The sequence below is a fragment of the Halomonas sp. ATBC28 genome (assembly GCF_005937175.1).
GTDB classification, from domain to species: Bacteria; Pseudomonadota; Gammaproteobacteria; order Pseudomonadales; family Halomonadaceae; genus Vreelandella; species Vreelandella titanicae.
The window spans coordinates 35,062-52,169 of the sequence record NZ_VCQL01000005.1 but is presented as its reverse complement, the minus strand read 5'-3'; the positions used below and the strand labels follow the sequence as shown (position 1 = coordinate 52,169).

Annotated in this window: 15 protein-coding genes; 7 read left to right on the top strand and 8 right to left on the bottom strand. The window is 56.2% G+C overall.

All coding sequences use genetic code 11. The annotated features are described in order from the left end of the window. Positions 1 to 44: 44 nt before the first annotated feature. Positions 45 to 554 (bottom strand): porin family protein, encoded by a 510-nt coding sequence (locus tag E0L35_RS06765; protein ID WP_041157790.1) that lies wholly within the window; start codon positions 552 to 554, stop codon positions 45 to 47. Positions 555 to 630: 76 nt separating this feature from the next. Next, positions 631 to 1,551 (bottom strand): DMT family transporter, encoded by a 921-nt coding sequence (locus tag E0L35_RS06760; protein WP_041157789.1) that lies wholly within the window; start codon positions 1,549 to 1,551, stop codon positions 631 to 633. 190 nt (positions 1,552 to 1,741) lie between these two features. Between E0L35_RS06760 and E0L35_RS06755 the strand changes: the two genes are divergently transcribed. Beyond that, positions 1,742 to 2,926 carry an acetate kinase gene (locus E0L35_RS06755; protein ID WP_041157788.1) on the top strand — a complete coding sequence of 395 codons (1,185 nt, stop codon included), beginning with the start codon at positions 1,742 to 1,744 and terminating at the stop codon, positions 2,924 to 2,926. After that, a complete protein-coding gene (pta, locus tag E0L35_RS06750) occupies positions 2,923 to 5,103 on the top strand; it encodes a phosphate acetyltransferase (RefSeq protein WP_041157787.1) in 2,181 nt (726 codons plus the stop codon). The genes E0L35_RS06755 and pta overlap by 4 nt, the downstream gene beginning before the upstream one ends. Before the next feature lie 88 nt (positions 5,104 to 5,191). On the opposite strand, the gene cyoE is transcribed toward pta, so the two are convergent. The 6 genes from cyoE to E0L35_RS06720 form a co-directional block, all read right to left on the bottom strand. Then, on the bottom strand, positions 5,192 to 6,115 hold the full coding sequence (gene cyoE, locus E0L35_RS06745) for a heme o synthase (RefSeq protein WP_009287204.1): 924 nt from the start codon (positions 6,113 to 6,115) through the stop codon (positions 5,192 to 5,194). Next, positions 6,073 to 6,393: a cytochrome o ubiquinol oxidase subunit IV gene (gene cyoD, locus E0L35_RS06740; RefSeq protein ID WP_022520636.1), complete on the bottom strand. Its 321-nt coding sequence runs from the start codon at positions 6,391 to 6,393 to the stop codon at positions 6,073 to 6,075. Before cyoD ends, cyoE begins: the two co-directional genes overlap by 43 nt. A 1-nt stretch (position 6,394) precedes the next feature. Further along, complete coding sequence (gene cyoC, locus E0L35_RS06735) at positions 6,395 to 7,015, bottom strand: cytochrome o ubiquinol oxidase subunit III (protein WP_009287203.1); 621 nt, start codon at positions 7,013 to 7,015, stop codon at positions 6,395 to 6,397. Then, the gene (gene cyoB / locus E0L35_RS06730; RefSeq protein WP_041157786.1) at positions 7,015 to 8,991 is read right to left on the bottom strand and encodes a cytochrome o ubiquinol oxidase subunit I; all 1,977 of its coding nucleotides are present in this window, start codon (positions 8,989 to 8,991) and stop codon (positions 7,015 to 7,017) included. The genes cyoC and cyoB overlap by 1 nt, the downstream gene beginning before the upstream one ends. Positions 8,992 to 8,994: 3 nt before the next feature. Beyond that, a complete protein-coding gene (gene cyoA / locus E0L35_RS06725; protein ID WP_027959877.1) occupies positions 8,995 to 10,002 on the bottom strand; it encodes a ubiquinol oxidase subunit II in 1,008 nt (335 codons plus the stop codon). 345 nt (positions 10,003 to 10,347) lie between these two features. After that, positions 10,348 to 11,130, bottom strand: a complete 783-nt coding sequence (locus tag E0L35_RS06720; RefSeq protein WP_022520638.1) for a DeoR/GlpR family DNA-binding transcription regulator — start codon at positions 11,128 to 11,130, stop codon at positions 10,348 to 10,350. A 310-nt stretch (positions 11,131 to 11,440) separates the two neighbouring features. Here E0L35_RS06720 and E0L35_RS06715 point away from each other — a divergent pair, with 310 nt between their 5' ends. From E0L35_RS06715 to E0L35_RS06695, 5 genes are all read left to right on the top strand, one after another. Next, the gene (locus E0L35_RS06715) at positions 11,441 to 12,286 is read left to right on the top strand and encodes an outer membrane protein OmpK (protein WP_022520639.1); all 846 of its coding nucleotides are present in this window, start codon (positions 11,441 to 11,443) and stop codon (positions 12,284 to 12,286) included. Positions 12,287 to 12,322: 36 nt separating this feature from the next. Next, positions 12,323 to 13,606 carry a NupC/NupG family nucleoside CNT transporter gene (locus E0L35_RS06710; protein WP_022520640.1) on the top strand — a complete coding sequence of 428 codons (1,284 nt, stop codon included), beginning with the start codon at positions 12,323 to 12,325 and terminating at the stop codon, positions 13,604 to 13,606. A gap of 85 nt (positions 13,607 to 13,691) precedes the next feature. Then, positions 13,692 to 14,486, top strand: a complete 795-nt coding sequence (gene deoC / locus E0L35_RS06705) for a deoxyribose-phosphate aldolase (RefSeq protein ID WP_022520641.1) — start codon at positions 13,692 to 13,694, stop codon at positions 14,484 to 14,486. Further along, a complete protein-coding gene (gene deoA, locus E0L35_RS06700; RefSeq protein ID WP_138799914.1) occupies positions 14,486 to 15,841 on the top strand; it encodes a thymidine phosphorylase in 1,356 nt (451 codons plus the stop codon). Before deoC ends, deoA begins: the two co-directional genes overlap by 1 nt. Next, on the top strand, positions 15,838 to 17,082 hold the full coding sequence (locus tag E0L35_RS06695) for a phosphopentomutase (RefSeq protein WP_138799913.1): 1,245 nt from the start codon (positions 15,838 to 15,840) through the stop codon (positions 17,080 to 17,082). The genes deoA and E0L35_RS06695 overlap by 4 nt, the downstream gene beginning before the upstream one ends. The last annotated feature ends 26 nt before the right edge of the window (positions 17,083 to 17,108 follow it).

Genomic DNA, 17,108 nt, shown 5'->3' with positions numbered 1-17,108 from the left:
AGTACTGAGTGCTTAGTGATTCGCTACACGTTCAAGCCAACGATTTAGAACCGATAACGTAGACCAACGCTGGCCGCATCAAAGGTGTAGTCAGACTTATCCAGGTAGCGCATGTAATCGGCATTCACCGACAAATTGGGAGCTACGTCCATTTCAGCGCCGCCACCGTAGGAGAAGTCACTCTCCCGGTTATTACTAACCTCAACTTCCGTGAAGCCTGCTAAACCGTATAACCGCACTTCAGGCGCCACCGGAAAAATCCCTTTTGCATAAGCGCCAGCTAAATGATTCAGATCAGCGCCACCATCTGAACCGCCCGTGCCTAAATGCCCTTCCAGCGCAAAGTAGTCATTAAATTGAGCGCCGCCACGCAGGCGTAAGCCCACGTCATCACGGGAAGGGCCTCTGTCTGGATCCAGGCTCCAGAACATGGCATCGCCACCCAAGTAAGCTTGCGGATAACCGAAGGACTGTTGTGCTTGAGCACTCGTTGCAAATGCGCCTGCACCTACCAGGAGTACCGCCGATGTAAGTGACAATAGAGACATCTTCATAGCTTGTACCTCAGTTAAAAAACAGTGTTTCCTTACACTTTTGTATTGTGATTCATAACGATGAAGAACGCAAACTTTACCGCCCCTTGGATAAACTCAGCACGACAATGCCGCCAACGACGACTGCCCCACCAACTAACTGGCCGGGGCTGAGCATCTGCCCCAACACAAAGTAACCCAACACCAGTGAGGCCACCGGTTCGATATTCATCACCGGCGCGTTGCGCGCCATATCGAGTCGCGGCACAAAAATAAACAGCGTTGAGAACGCCGAGCCATAGAGCAGCCCGAGCAGCGTGAGCCCCAGCCAGCCAGTGCTGTTATCCGGCAAGCTCATACCCCCAGGTACCACTCCGGCGATGCCACCAATGATCATGACGATAAACACCGTTTGCATGGTCAACAGGCTGCGCAGCGTACTTCCCACACCCGCCAGGCGGTGTTCGGTGACCCACAGCGCGCAGGCAAAGACGAAGGCCGCCATCAATCCAAACCCAATGCCCGCGATCCACCCTGGCCCCATGCCATCGGCGCTGGCGATCCATGAAGGGATATCCAGCACCACCAGTAAGCCGATTAGAATGGTGCCCATAATCAGGCAACTGCGCAGCGTCGGTCGCGGGCCGCCCAGCGCCCAACTGAGCAGTGCCAGCTGAATCGGAAAGGTATTGACCAGTAGCAGCGCAATCACCACCGGTAGCCTGGCCACGGCCGAGTAGAGACTAACGCTCTGGATCGCGATCAGTAGCCCCACCGTTAATTGCCAAGGCCAACTCCCCGCAGGCAGCCAGAGCCGTTTTTTCTGCACGATAACGAGGGCCACTAAAATCAAACAGGCCACCCCCGAGCGCGTTAATACCGCCAGTAATAGCCCGGTGCCATTATCAAACGCCAGCCGCGCCGAGACATGATTGGCGGCAAACATAGTGGCCACGGTCATCATTAACAGAATGGCCAGGTGACGCGGCAGTAGTTTCGGCAAAGGGGACGCTGACATAAGAACAGAACGGCTCATTAAGGGAGTAAGAAGGTGTAAGGTTAATACGAGGCGTGTAGCCATCAATAGCCCAGCATGCCTCGCTTTTACATAGAAGGCTAACGAAATTCAGGCGCTGCTTTTCCGCAGCGCAGCATGCTAAACTAAAGTCTATCTCTTTGCTCACTAACCTCCTAGCGAAAAGGTTTTTATGAACGCACCGGTGCTGGTAATTAACTGCGGTTCCTCTTCGATTAAATACGCGTTGATTGACTCAGACCCTCAGGCACCGCGACTCGAAGGCATAGCAGAGCGCTTAGGCAGCCAGGAAGCACGCTTCAAGGGCAAAAACAGTGCCGGTGAGCGTTTTACACAGCCACTTCCTGAGGCTGACCATACCCAAGCGCTTAACGCCATTCTTGAGCGTATGGAGGGACGATTACCAGCGGCGGTGGGCCATCGCATCGTGCATGGCGGCGAGCATTTCACCCAAGCTGCACTTATCGACGATAGCGTCATCGCGGCTATCCAAACCACCGCGGCGCTTGCCCCTCTGCATAACCCCGCGAATTTGGCGGGTATTGCAGCGACCCAGCACGTTTTTCCGGAGCTGCCCCAAGTGGCCGTGTTTGATACCGCTTTCCACCAAACCATGCCGCCGCGTGCTTACCGTTACGCTCTGCCTGAAAGACTCTACGCTGAGCATGGCATTCGCCGCTATGGCTTTCACGGCACCAGCCACGCTTACGTTAGCCAGCGTACCGGTGAACTGAGTAGCCGTGGCGCAGGCGGCTGGCTGACCGCTCACCTTGGCAATGGCTGCTCCACTAGCGCGGTTTGGAACAATCAAAGCCAGGATACCAGCATGGGCCTAACGCCACTGGAAGGCTTGGTGATGGGCACCCGCAGTGGCGATGTTGACCCTGGTCTGCACGCCCACCTGCACCGTCAACTAGGCTGGTCGTTAGACAAAATTGATGACGTGCTCAATAAAGAGAGCGGCCTACTGGGGCTTTCAGGCTTAACCAACGATATGCGCGAAATTGAGGAGGCCTCCGAACAGGGCCACGCCACTGCTCAGTTGGCAATAGAAGTATTCTGCTACCGGATCGCTAAATCTCTGGCGGGGCTCTCCTGCGCCCTGCCCCAGCTTGATGGGGTTATTTTCACCGGCGGTATCGGCGAAAACTCGCCGATTGTACGTCGCCGTGTGCTCGCCCTATTGCCCCACTTCGGCTTTGCGCTGGATAACGACGCTAACGAAGCGACTATCCGCGGCAAAGAGGGCAAGCTGGATAGTGCCAGCCATGAAGGCCCCCAGGTGTGGGTGATCCCTACCGATGAAGAAGGCCGCATTGCCATGGAAACCCGCCACTGCCTAGAGACACGTGTATGACTCACCCCGACCAGCCACAAGCGATTCTGTTAGTGCCTACCAGCCAGGGCGTCGGGCTTACCTCCGCCTGTCTGGGGTTAATTCAAGCGCTGGATACCATCGGTCTGAAAGCCGGGTTTTTAAAGCCGTTTATGCAGAACGAGCTGAACGGCCCAGGCCTGGATCGATCCACCGCATTGGTTTCCCGGGCACTCAATCAGCGCCCACCGTCACCGATTTCCCAGGCTCGCCTGGAGCGTTTGCTGCGCGACGACCAAATCGATGAACTGATGGAAAATGCCGTCGAGCTCTATGAACAGGTTGTTCAACAGGCCCACCGCGATGGCAGTACCCTAGACCTAGTCGTGGTAGAGGGCGTAGTGCCCACCCAGCACACCACCTACGCCACCCAAACCAACGCCCAGCTCGCCAATGCGCTTAATGCACGGATTATTCTTGTTGGATCGGGTGATTTAAACGAGCCCCAGGCGCTGGCCGAGCAGCTTGATATGCACGCCCGCAGCTTTGGTGGGGTTAGCTCCAGCCGCACGTTGGGCGGCATTTTGATGCGCATGAAAAATCTGCCCTACGCGCAGGAAGATGATCTTTCTGCAGCACCGGGCACCTTCAAACCGCAGTTGGAAGAGTCAGTGCTCGCTGAGCTGCGCCAGTACTCCCCCGCCCTGGCGACCGATAAATTCCACCTGATTGGTGTGGTGCCTTACAGCAAAACGCTTAGCGCCCCGCGCACCCTGGATGTGGCCCGGGCGCTTAATGCCAAGTTGTTGAACGAAGGCGAGTCGGCCAGCCGTCGGGTACTCTCCACCAGCCTCTGTGCCCGCAGTGCTGCCAACGCACTGCATATTTTCACCCCGGGTAGCCTGGTAGTGGCTTCCGGTGACCGCGATGATGTGGTGCTGGCCTCAGCGCTGGCGACCATGAACGGTATTCAGCTAGCGGGCGTACTGTTGACCAACGGCTTTATGCCCAACGACAGCATGATCGAGATGTGCCGCCCCGCGCTCAAAACGGGTCTACCGGTCTTGGCAGTAGAAACCGACAGCCTGACCACGGCACAGCACCTCAGCCAGCTAAGCAGTGAAATCCCTATGGACGATTTCGAGCGCGCCGAACAGGTGGCCCGTTACGTCGCAGCCCATATGGATCTTGAGTGGTTGAAAGCCCACCTGAGCAGCGGTTATACCCGCCGCCTTTCACCTTCAGCGTTTCGCCACCAGTTGGTTAAACTCGCCCAGCTGGCTAAAAAGCGCGTAGTTCTGCCGGAGGGGGATGAACCGCGCACCGTAGAAGCGGCAATAATCTGCCAGCGCCGCGGCATTGCCGACTGCGTACTGCTGGGTAAGCGCGACGATATCGAAAATGTAGCGCGCAACCGTGGGCTGACACTGCCAGAATCGCTGACGATTGTTGACCCTGAAAGCACCCGTGCGAACTATATTGGCCCGATGGTCGAGCGTCGTCGTGGCAAACTCAACGAGCTAACCGCCGAAGCGCAGTTGCAAGATAACGTGGTGCTCGGCACCATGATGCTGCAGTTAGATGAAGTCGACGGACTGGTTTCCGGCGCCGTACACACCACCGCCAACACCGTGCGGCCCGCCTTCCAGTTGATTAAAACCGCGCCGGAGTATAATCAAGTCTCGTCGATCTTCTTTATGCTGCTGCCCGAGCAGGTGGTGGTCTACGGCGACTGCGCGGTGAATCCCGACCCAGACGCTGAAACCCTGGCCGAAATCGCTCTACAAAGTGCCCGCTCCGCTGAAGCCTTCGGTATCGAGCCACGTGTCGCCATGATCAGCTACTCCACCGGCGACTCCGGCACCGGCGCGGATGTGGATAAAGTCCGCGAAGCCACCCGGATTGCTAAAGAACGCGCGCCGCACCTGGCCATCGACGGCCCGCTACAGTACGACGCCGCCGCTATCGAGAGCGTGGGCAAACAGAAAGCCCCCGACTCGCCAGTGGCAGGTAAAGCCACCGTGTTTGTGTTCCCCGACCTCAACACCGGCAATACCACCTACAAAGCAGTGCAGCGAAGTGCCCGCGTCGTGAGCGTTGGCCCCATGCTGCAAGGGTTGAACAAGCCAGTGAATGACCTTTCCCGCGGCGCACTGGTCGACGATATCGTTTACACCATTGCACTAACCGCCATTCAGGCCAGTCAGCGGGAAAGCTGAGTTACAGAAACTTTCCCTAGCCAATAAAAACGCCCCAAGCAGATAACTGCTTGGGGCGTTTTATTAACGGCTTAACGGTATGTGAGGGCTAAACCCACATCGGCACCATCGATTCCAGCACCATGACTAAACTCATCGCGGTGATGGTAAGGATAGAGACGCCAAACACCTTTTTGGCCCAGCGCACATCGTCATCTAAACGGTAGCCGCGCAGTGCCAAGTAGAGCCAGTAGCCGCCCATGGTCAGCGCCACGCACAGATATCCCGCGCCCGCTTGGCTGGCCAGCCCTAGCGCCAGCGAGGCGGGAATAAACGCCACAATGTAGCCAAGGATATGGTGTTTGGCCATTTTCACCCCGCGCACCACCGGCAGTACCGGAATCGATGCCCGTTGATAATCGGCGTAGCGGAAGATCGCAATCGCATAGGAGTGCGGCATCTGCCACAGGCAGAAAATCACCAGCAGCATAATGGCACCGCTGTCGAACTGACCGGTCACGGCGCAGTAGCCTACCACCGGCGGCATGGCGCCGGAGAGGCTGCCTACCAAGGTGCCGTACTCCGAGCGGCGCTTCATATAGAGGCTATAAAGCCCCACATAAACGCCCCAGCCAATGACCGCCAAGGCAACGGTTAACCCGTTGGTGCCCAGCGCCAGACACACCACCCCCGACACACCCAGCAGCGCCGAAACGCCCAGTGCCTGGGTAATAGAGATGCTGCCTCTTACCAGGGGGCGATGGCGCGTACGCGCCATCAATGCATCAATATCGCGGTCAATAACGTTGTTACACGCACAGCCTGACGCGATGATTAATGCAATCCCCACCATGACCGAGACAAAGCTGAGCCACTCGAACTGCCCCTGGGCGGCGAGAAAATAGCCCCCCAGGGTGGCAATCAGGTTGCCGCCGATAATGCCCGGCTTGGTCAGCTCGAGCAGATCCCGCCAGCGGCTGGGCGCTGAGATTAGCCGATCATCATGTTGAGATGCAGATGCTGCATGATCCACAGCGAGCCTCCTACCACTAGGACGAGAATCGTCAGTGTGAAGACGAAGGACATCAGATTCCAGCCTTCGTCGGCTTTGGTACTCATATGCATAAACATGACCAGTTGCACCAGTATCTGCAACACTGCGGTCACGGCTATCACAATCACGGTAGCCAACACGCTAAAAGCGCCACTCATCACCACCGCAAAAGGGATAATGGTCAGTATCAGCGACAATACCAGTCCTGTCACATACGACTTAACGCTGCCATGGGCATTGGTTGAACTTGCACTCATCTCACAACACTCCCATCAGATAGACGAATGAGAAGACACAGATCCAGACAATATCGAGGAAGTGCCAGAACAGGCTCAGGCACAAAATCCTCGGCCGGGTCATATCGTTCAACCCTTTGGTGTAAAGCTGTACCAACATCACCAAAATCCAGATCATGCCAAACGTAACGTGCAACCCGTGAGTACCGACTAGGGTAAAGAAGGCCGATAAAAAGCCGCTACGGTCCGGACCGTACCCTTCATGGATTAGATGCTGGAATTCATAGACTTCCATCCCCAGGAAGCACAAGCCCAGTAGAAAGGTAATAATCAGCCACACTTTCACTTGGCCAACACGGTTGGCATGCATTGCCAAAACGCCCATACCGAAAGTGAAACTACTGATCAGCAGTGCAAAGGTTCCGAAAAGGATCAAAGGTAATTCAAAGATATCAGCGCCAGTTGGCCCACCCGCCGTGCCCTTCATCAGCACGGCGTAAGTGGCGAACAGTGACCCGAAGATCACCAAATCGCTCATTAAGTAGACCCAGAAACCAAACAATTTCGTGCCCGAGGCATCGTGATGCTCTTCTTCGTGCTCTACCGGGTGGTGCGAGCTATGATTTAGCGTATCAGTCGACATTACGCTTGCGCCTCCACGCGTTGTTGATGCTCACGTTCGATTCGCTCAACTTCAGCAGCGGGAACGTAGTAGTCGATATCGTCGTTAAATACCCGTGCCATAAAGCTGATGAATACACCCACGGCGCCGACGCCGGCTAACCACCAGATATGCCACACCAGCGCAAAGCCGATGACCAGCGCAAAGAAGCTGATAACTGGCCCGGCCACGGTATTACGAGGCATATGAATATCGGTATAGGGGGCTTCTTCAAGCTGCTCTTCGCTACGCTGCTTTTGCGACCAGAAGCTGTCGATATCGCCCACTTCCGGCAGACGTGCAAAGTTGTAGAACGGCGCTGGAGAAGAGGTTGACCACTCCAAGGTGCGACCATTCCAGGGGTCGCCGGTGACATCAGCGTTCTGTTTGCGGTCGCGAATACTCACCCAGAACTGGATGATGGTGCAGATAATGCCCAGCATAATGATTACCGCGCCTACCCAGGCCAGAATCATCCACGGCTGCCATTCGGGGTTGGCGTAGGACTGCATGCGGCGCACGGCACCAAAGAAGGCCAGTACGTAAAGCGGCATAAAGGCGACGTAGAAGCCGATAAACCAGCACCAGAACGAACGCTTGCCCCACTTTTCGTTCAAAGTGAAACCGAACGCTTTGGGGAACCAATAGGTAAGCCCCGCCATCATGCCGAACACCACGCCGCCGATAATAACGTTGTGGAAGTGCGCAATAACGAACAGGCTGTTATGCAACACAAAGTTAGCCGCGGGCACCGCCAGCATAACGCCGGTCATACCGCCTAGGGTAAAGGTGATAATAAAGCCCAGCGTCCATAGCACCGGCGAAGTGAGTTCCAGGCTGCCGCGGAACATGGTGAACAGCCAGTTGAACACTTTCACCCCGGTAGGAATGGCGATGATCATTGTCATAATGCCGAAGAAGGCGTTGACGTTGGCGCCCGCCCCCATGGTGAAAAAGTGGTGCAACCAAACCACAAACGAGAGCAAGGTGATCGAAATGGTCGCCCACACCATGGTGGCGTAGCCGAACAGCCGCTTACGGGCAAAGGTCGCAATCACTTCAGAGAACACGCCGAAGGCTGGCAGAATCAGGATATAAACTTCCGGGTGGCCCCAGGCCCAGATGAGATTGACGTACATCATCATGTTGCCGCCAAAATCATTGGTAAAGAAGTGCATACCCAAATAGCGATCCAGCGTTAGCAGCGCGATGGTCGCGGTCAAAATTGGGAAGGAAGCAATGATCAGCACGTTGGCGCACAGCGAGGTCCAGGTGAAGATCGGCATGCGGAACATCGTCATGCCTTTGGTGCGCATTTTAATGATGGTCACGAAAAAGTTAATACCGGTCAGCGTGGTGCCTATACCGGATATCTGCAACGCCCATATCCAGTAGTCGACCCCCACCCCGGGACTAAACTCGATCCCCGATAACGGCGCGTAAGCGAGCCAGCCGGTTTTGGCGAATTCGCCCACCACCAGCGAGATATTGACCAGTATCGCGGAGACCGCAAACAGCCAAAAGCTTAAGTTATTCAGGAAAGGGAAAGCAACGTCGCGGGCACCAATTTGCAGCGGCACCACCAGGTTCATCAAGCCGATGACCATGGGCATGGCGACAAAGAAGATCATAATCACGCCGTGGGCGGTAAAGATCTGGTCGTAGTGTTCGGGGGGTAAATAGCCCGCTGCATCCCCGGCGGCCATCGCCAGCTGGGTGCGCATCATTATCGCATCCGAGAAGCCGCGCAGCAGCATCACCAGAGCGACGATGAAATACATAATGCCGAGCTTTTTATGGTCAACGGAGGTAAACCACTCGTTCCACAGCCAGCCCCACTTACGGTAATAGGTGATTAAACCAAACAGTGCGATCCCACCAATGGCCATAAAGGCCGCGACGACCATGATGATCGGCTCGTGGTAGGGAATTGACTCTAACGTGAGTTTTCCAAACACGGCTTAACCTCCCACTTCTACGCTAGAGGAGTGGCTGCGCATGGCATTATCCTGACTAGCATGGTTGTTAGTGACATGACCTGATTCGGCCGCGTGATCGGCAGTCTTCTCATTTTCACCATCGTAGGAGTCAGCATGATCGCCGCCCATCTGATGCTCGCCGCCGGTATGGAAGCTTCGTAAGATGCTTTCATACAGCGATGGTGAGATGGCTGAGAAGTACTCAACCGGATTCGATTCGCTAGGTTCCGCCAACGCTTCATAACCTTCTGGGTAGGTCAGCGTTTGTGGAGCAGCGCGTACCGTTTCCACCCAGGCGTCAAAATCCTCAGGGTTGGTCACCTTGGCTTCAAAGGTCATGCCAGAGAAGCCCGCGCCACTGTAGTTGGTGGAACGACCAGGGTAGCTACCAATCTCATCGGCGATGAGATGGACATCGTTATCCATGCCCGCCATGGCATAAATCTGGCTACCAAGATGGGGGATAAAGAAAGCGTTCATCACTGAGCCTGAGCTGACCCGAAAGCGCACCGGTGTATCTACCGGAAAGGCCACTTCGTTAACACTGGCAATACCCTGCTCGGGGTAGATAAACAGCCACTTCCAATCAAGCGCCACCGCCTGTATTTCGATCGGCGCCACATCGCTTTCCAGCGGTTTGTGGGGATCAAGGCTATGGGAGGTCTTCCAGGTCAACAGGGCGAGCACCGCGATAATCGCACAGGGCACGATCCACACCACCGCTTCAATCACGTTGGAGTGCGCCCAATCAGGCGTGTATTTAGCCAGGCTATTACTACGCCGGTAACGCCAGCCAAACAGCAGCGTCATGACAATCACAGGAATAACTACAATCAACATTAGGCCAAAGGCGGTCAGAATCAGTGTGCGCTGCTCAGCGCCAATCTGGCCTTTTGGGTCTAGCAGCGCTGAACTACAGCCTGCTAGAAACAGACACAGCGCAAGGAGCACTAGAGTGCCTCGCCTGCGCCAAAGTGAGCGTCGTTGCATGGTGTGATCTCGTCAGAGGTTGTTTAAAACACTAGCTAGCCATGTCGCCCTTCTACATAGCAGGCTAACTACCACCCCATACTCTTCCCAAAACATGCTCTGCATGGCGCTCTTGAAAACGTGCTAGGAAAACGCTCTCAAGGGCAGTGCACACGTGACGCTGGGCGCCATTGCTCCGGGAAAAATATGCGTCGCCGGATGGGAATTGGCGACGAGCCTCGCTGGCCTAAGCACTAAAGGCTTAAGCAGTTAAGACTAAAGTATTTTCTATTGATCGAGATCATGAAAGAAGTGGCGCATTGCCGCACCCAAGGTATTGACTGGGATGAGCAAGGGGGAAATCGCTTACGCCACTGTGACGGTGGGAACCACTATCTCAGGTACAACGCGGCCATTTTTTTTAAGCAACTGCGGGGCGCCCTCTTCGTCGGTAACCACCACATCAAAATCGTCCAGAGCAGCGAAATAGGCCGGGCGAACTACGCTGAACTTACTGGCATCTACCACCAACAGGCGCTGCATAGCGGTGGCAATGGCAGCCTGTTTAGGCGCCACTTCGTGAAAGTGAAAGCAGCTAACACCACGCTCTAAATCCACCCCTGCAGCGGAGATCAGCGCCTTATTAATGCCTAACCGCTCGATAGCAGCAGTCATATTGTCGCTACCGAATGACTGCGAGGTGGCATAAAACAGCCCGCCCAGTAGCACCAAGCGCACGTTGGGCAGGGCGGCAACGGCATTGGCAACATTAAGCGCATAGGTCACTACCGTCAGCTCTCGGAAATGACTTAACTGGCTCAGCAGCGGCATTAGCGTTGAGCCGCAGTCGATAAACAGCGTATCGCCCTCTTCTATGTAGGCTAACGCCCGCTGACAAAGCCGATACTTGGCCTGGTAGTGGCTAGCCTGCTGTTCGGTCAAGTCATAAATAGGCGTTACGCCAGGGTAGTTTGCCATCACTAGGCGTCCACCCAGCAGGCTAATGGCAGTATCCTGAGTCGTCAGATCGCGACGGATGGTCATTTCGGAAACATCGCATAGCTCTGCGGCATCGCGCAGATGAAGAGTACCGCCACTGGCAAGCGCTTCCTGAAGCTTGGCAAGGCGCAGCGCACTACGGCCATTCATGGTGGGCATCTCCTGGCAAACCCCTCTTGTTGTGATTTTCGCAACGAGAGCATCGGTGTTGCGTCCATTTTCATTTCTATGCTGAGCGAGCGGCGGCGTAATTTCCACTGCTACGACGGCTATTGGTGCTATTAGTGCCACAATGAGAGCCATATGACATTTAAATAGCGTTGATGTGACAACTCTTGCAAATCAACGTTAGAAAAATAACACTAAATGCTATAATTTTAACATTAACGCCAGCCCGCACGACTACAACCTCGGATAGCCACACCCAAGTGGCTCCGCGACAACCAATGTTGAGGCTCTCATGACTGCTCGTACACACTCTCGCCCCCCTTCGTCTAAGATCGCGCTTGGCGCTGGCGTATTAGGGGCCATACTCACTACGCCGCTAATGGCAGACGAGGCTGCTCAGTCGCATCCTCTAGATCGACTGTGGTCATTCGCCAACGTTTCGGTTAACTACCTGGACTGGTCAAACGGCACCGAGGCGCGCACCGCTTCCAACGCGGCGAAAAGCGACTTTATGTTTCTCGAAATCGAAGGCGGCGCTGGCTTTAGCTGGGGCGAGTTCTACGGCTTCTTTGATTTCGAGAACCCCACCAACGACCAGTTCGATGAGTCCAGCGGTGGTAAAGACAACTTCCGCACCGCGGGTAAAGTGACCTCACACATTTACCTGGGTGACAGCTCGCTGTCGATTTACGCCCACCTGTATGACTTCCGTGATTACGGTTATGACAGCCGCGAGCAGGATCAGATTCTTGGTTTGGGTTACCGCACTACCTTCGACAATGGCCTGTGGTTCAAGCCCTTTATCGGTGCTGCGCGGGTACAAAGTAACAGCTATACCGGCATGAACGGCTATATGGCAGGCTGGGTCGCGGGTTATGATTTCACTGCACTCAACCAGGACTTCAGCGTCACCAACTGGCACGAACAGACCTTTGGTCGCGACGATGAGTATCTGGAGCAGAACTACGTGGGCGATACAGCGGGCAGTGTAGGCACCAACGGTGCACTGAGCCTATGGTGGCATCCGAGTGATTTGATCACCACTGGCATTCAGTATCGCTACTCTGACAATAAGTTGGGCACCCCCAACAATTATCAGAATGCGATGATCTACTCCGTCAAGCTCAACTTACTATAAACGCGCTTCTTACTCGCGGACTCGAAGGATCTCCTTATGACACTCCTTATGAGCTTGGTAGGCATGGTCACTCTGGTGGCCATTGCCCTGATCTTCTCCTACGACCGTAAATCGATCCGGCTGCGTACCGTGCTGGGCGCCTTTGCTATCCAGGCGGGTATCGGTGCCTTTGTACTTTACGTGCCGTTTGGCCAAGCGGTGCTGCAGGCCATTTCGTCCGGTGTTAGCCAAATATTGGTGTATGCCAACGACGGTATCGGCTTTCTGTTCGGTGGCTTAGCCGATGTGGATAATGTCGGCTTTGTATTCGCCATCAAAGTACTCCCCGTCATTATCTTCTTCTCCTCGCTAATCGCCGTGCTCTACTACATCGGCATTATGCAGTGGGTGATTCGCATCTTAGGTGGTGCCCTGCAAAAAGCCCTGGGCACCTCACGGACTGAATCACTTTCCGCAACGGCAAATATTTTCGTCGGCCAGACCGAAGCGCCGCTGGTGGTGCGCCCGTTTATCGCCCGCATGACGCCTTCGCAGCTGTTTGCCGTTATGTGTGGTGGTCTGGCGTCGGTCGCCGGTTCAGTATTGGCGGGCTACGCCGCGCTGGGTATTCCCATGGAGTACTTGGTAGCGGCCTCCTTTATGGCGGCGCCGGGCGGGTTGCTGTTCGCCAAGCTGATCATGCCGGAAACCCAAGACGTTACCGACAGCGACAGCGTTACCAAGGCGGAAGAAGAGATTGAAGCCCTGGAAGATAAACCTGCCAACGTACTGGATGCTGCTGCATCGGGCGCTACCTCGGGTTTAATGCTGGCCGCCAACGTGGGCGCGATGCTGCTGGCATTTATCGCCCTGATTGCCCTGATCAACGGCATCCTGGGTGGCATTGGCGGCTGGGTGGGCTTTGAATCGCTGAGCCTGGAGCTGATCCTGGGCTGGCTGTTTGCCCCGCTTGCCTTCCTGTTGGGTGTACCCTGGGAAGAAGCGACGCTGGCTGGCTCATTCATTGGCCAAAAATTAGTGGTCAACGAGTTTGTCGCCTACATCAACCTAGCGCCTTACATTGATGGGGAACAGGTGGTGGCTGCGACGGGTCAGATGATGACACCGCACACCATGGCGATCCTCTCTTTTGCGCTGTGTGGCTTTGCGAACCTCTCCTCCATTGCGATTCTGCTGGGTGGCCTGGGTAGCATTGCCCCTACCCGCCGCAAAGAGATTGCTCGTTTTGGCGTCAAAGCCGTATTGGCCGGTACACTGTCCAACTTGATGTCGGCCTCGATTGCTGGCTTCTTTATCGCCCTAAGTAACGTCACTGCTTAACGCAGCGGGTTTTACTGAAGGTGGCGGGCACTGCGGCTTTATCCGCAGTGCCCGTTTTTATCTTTTACTGATTTGTGAGAATTCCATGACTGCGACCGCCTCCCCCCATATCGTCCAAGCCGCCCGCCAAGCACTCACCCTCATGGATCTGACGAGCCTGAACGACAACGACACGGACAGCACCATTGAAGCGCTCTGCCAGCAGGTGAAAACGCCCTTTGGCACCCCTGCCGCGGTCTGCGTATACCCACAGTTTATTGTCACCGCCCAGCGTGCCCTTACGGCTCACAAGCTAAACGAGCAGGTGAAGATCGCCACGGTCACCAATTTCCCTAATGGCGACGACGACATTATGGCCGCCGCCCGTGAAACCCGCGATGCGGTTGCCTCCGGCGCCCATGAAGTTGATGTGGTATTTCCCTACCGCGCGTTGATGGCAGGCGACGAAGAGACCGGCCTTGAGCTGGTAGAAATGTGCAAAGCCGCCTGCGCTGGTCAAGCACTGCTCAAAGTGATCATTGAGTCCGGCGAGCTCAAAGAACCTGCGCTGATCAAACGCGCCAGCGAACTGGCCATTGAAGGCGGTGCGGATTTCATTAAAACCTCGACCGGCAAAGTAGCTGTTAACGCTACACTGGAAGCCGCAGAAATTATGCTCAAAGCCATCAAGGCCAGTGGCCAAGACGTTGGTTTTAAAGCAGCAGGTGGCGTCAAAACCGCCGAAGACGCAGCAGAATATTTGGCTCTTGCTAACGATATTATGGGCTCAGGCTGGGCGACGCCCGCTCACTTCCGCTTTGGTGCCTCTAGCCTGCTGAGCAATCTGCTGGCTACGTTGACCGGCAACACCAACGCGGCCACCACTGACGGAGGTTACTAATGTCTGCCAACGCGACTAAACACACCCTGCTTCCCCAGGAGCTGATTCGCCTAAAGCGTGATAACCAGCCGCTGCCCGCGGAAGAGATTAAAGCCTTTGTGCAGGGCATTGCTGATGATCGCATCAGCGACGCCCAGATAGGCGCCTTCACCATGGCAGTATTTCTCAACGGCATGAGCCGTGAAGAAGTCGTTGCGCTGACCACCGCTACCCGCGACTCCGGCCACGTGATGCAGTGGAGCGACCTCAACCTGCCCGGCCCGATTGTCGATAAGCACTCCACCGGCGGCGTAGGCGATTTGGTTTCGTTGGTGCTCGGCCCCTGGGTGGCCGCCTGTGGTGCCTTTGTACCGATGATTTCCGGTCGCGGCTTAGGTCACACTGGCGGCACCCTGGATAAACTCGAATCAATCCCCGGCTACGACCCCTACCCCGCACCAGAGCGTTTCCGCGAGGTGGTTAAATCCACTGGCGTAGCGATTATTGGCCAAACGGGTGATCTCGCCCCCGCCGACAAGCGCATCTACGGCGTGCGTGATGTGACCGCCACGGTGGAATCGATTCCGCTGATTACCGCCTCTATTCTAGGCAAGAAGCTAGCCTCCGGACTGGATGCGCTGGTGATGGACGTTAAAGTCGGCAGCGGCGCTTTTATGCCCACGCCAGAAAAATCCCGCGAACTGGCCAAAAGCATCGCCAATGTGGCCACCCAGGCAGGCACGCCCACCACCGCCCTGCTCACCGATATGAGTCAGCCGCTGGCGCCCTGCGCCGGTAACGCCGTAGAGATCGTTGAGACTCTGGCCCTGCTGCGTGGCGACCGCCCCAACAGCCGCGTGATGCAAGTCACCCGTGAACTGGCCGTAGAAATGCTGATCGCCGGCAGGCTCGCAGGCTCACGTGAAGAAGCGCTTACTCAGCTTGAGAAGGCGCTAACCTCTGGCGCAGCTGCTGAAGTATTCGCCCGCATGGTGCACGAACTCGGTGGCCCCAGCGACTTTATGGAACGCTCAGAGCACTACCTGGCCAAGGCCGACGTTATTAAACCCGTGTATGCCGAGCAAGCCGGTGTGGTCCAACGTATTGATACCCGCGCTGTAGGTATGAGCGTGGTGGAGCTGGGCGGTGGTCGCCTGCGCAACGACGCCAGCGTCGATCACAGTGTCGGCTTTACGGATATCGTCGAAATCGGCGAAAGCGTGGATAGCCAGCGCCCCATTGCGACGGTTCACGCCCGCAGTGAAGCCGCCGCTGAACGTGCCGCCGAACAGCTGCGCGCGGCGTTTTCGATTGGCGAAGGTACGGCCAGCGCCGACACCCTGCTACAAGACACTTTCCGTGGAGAAACCTTATGAGCCGCGCGATTGTACTGGTACTTGACTCCTTTGGGATTGGCGCCGCCCCGGATGCCGCTACCTTCGGTGATGAAGGGTCCGATACTCTGGGCCATATCGCCGCTGCCTGCGCCCGTGGCGAAGCGGATAACGCCAACCGTTCAGGGCCGCTGAAACTGCCCAATATGGCCAAGCTGGGGCTATTTCACGCCCACCGCGATGCCACGGGCAGCGTTGCCGAAGGCGTCACGCTGCCGGATAGTCTGGAAGGTGCTTACGCCCACGCCAAAGAAATTTCCAGCGGCAAAGATACCCCTTCCGGCCATTGGGAAATTGCCGGAGTCCCGGTACGCTTCGAGTGGGGTTACTTTCTAGATAAAACCGACAGTTTCCCCCTTGAGTTGCTCGACGCCATCGTGCAAGAAGCCGACCTCACTGGGGTGATTGGCAACTGCCACGCGTCAGGCACCGAGATCATCACCCGCTTGGGTGAAGAGCACGTCGCCACCGGCAAGCCAATTGTTTACACCTCGGCGGATTCGGTCTTTCAGATCGCCGCTCACGAAGAGCATTTCGGCCTTGAGCGGCTTTATAAGCTGTGCGAAACCGTCCGCGAGCTGCTGGAGCCTTATAACATTGGCCGCGTCATTGCGCGTCCGTTTATTGGCGAAGACAGCACCACTTTCGCCCGCACCGGCAACCGCCGCGACTACAGCGTTGAGCCGCCCTCGCCCACCGTACTGCAAAAGCTCGCCGATGCCGGTGGCGAAGTGGTCTCGATTGGTAAAATCGCCGATATCTACGCCCACTGCGGCATTACCCACAAGGTAAAAGCCAGCGGCCATGACGCACTCATGGACGCCACCCTCAGAGAGATCGAGCGCACCAACCAACGCGACGAAGGCGAGCGCGCCATGATCATGACCAACTTTGTCGATTTTGACTCGGTCTATGGCCACCGCCGGGACGTGCCGGGCTATGCCGCCGCGCTGGAAGATTTCGATGCAAAGCTGCCTAAGCTCCTGGCTGCGCTAAACGAAGATGACCTGCTGATTCTCACCGCCGATCACGGCTGCGACCCCAGCTGGCACGGCACCGAGCACACCCGCGAGTACATTCCCATTCTGGTACATGGCCCCGGCTTTACCCCCGGCCCGCTGGGCGAGCGCGGCACCTTTGCCGATATTGGCCAAACCCTGGCCGACTTTTTCCTGCTACCGGCCATGGCCGATGGCAAAAGCTTTCTACCCGACGCCGCTTAACGACTAGCACCGCTTAAAGGAGACCT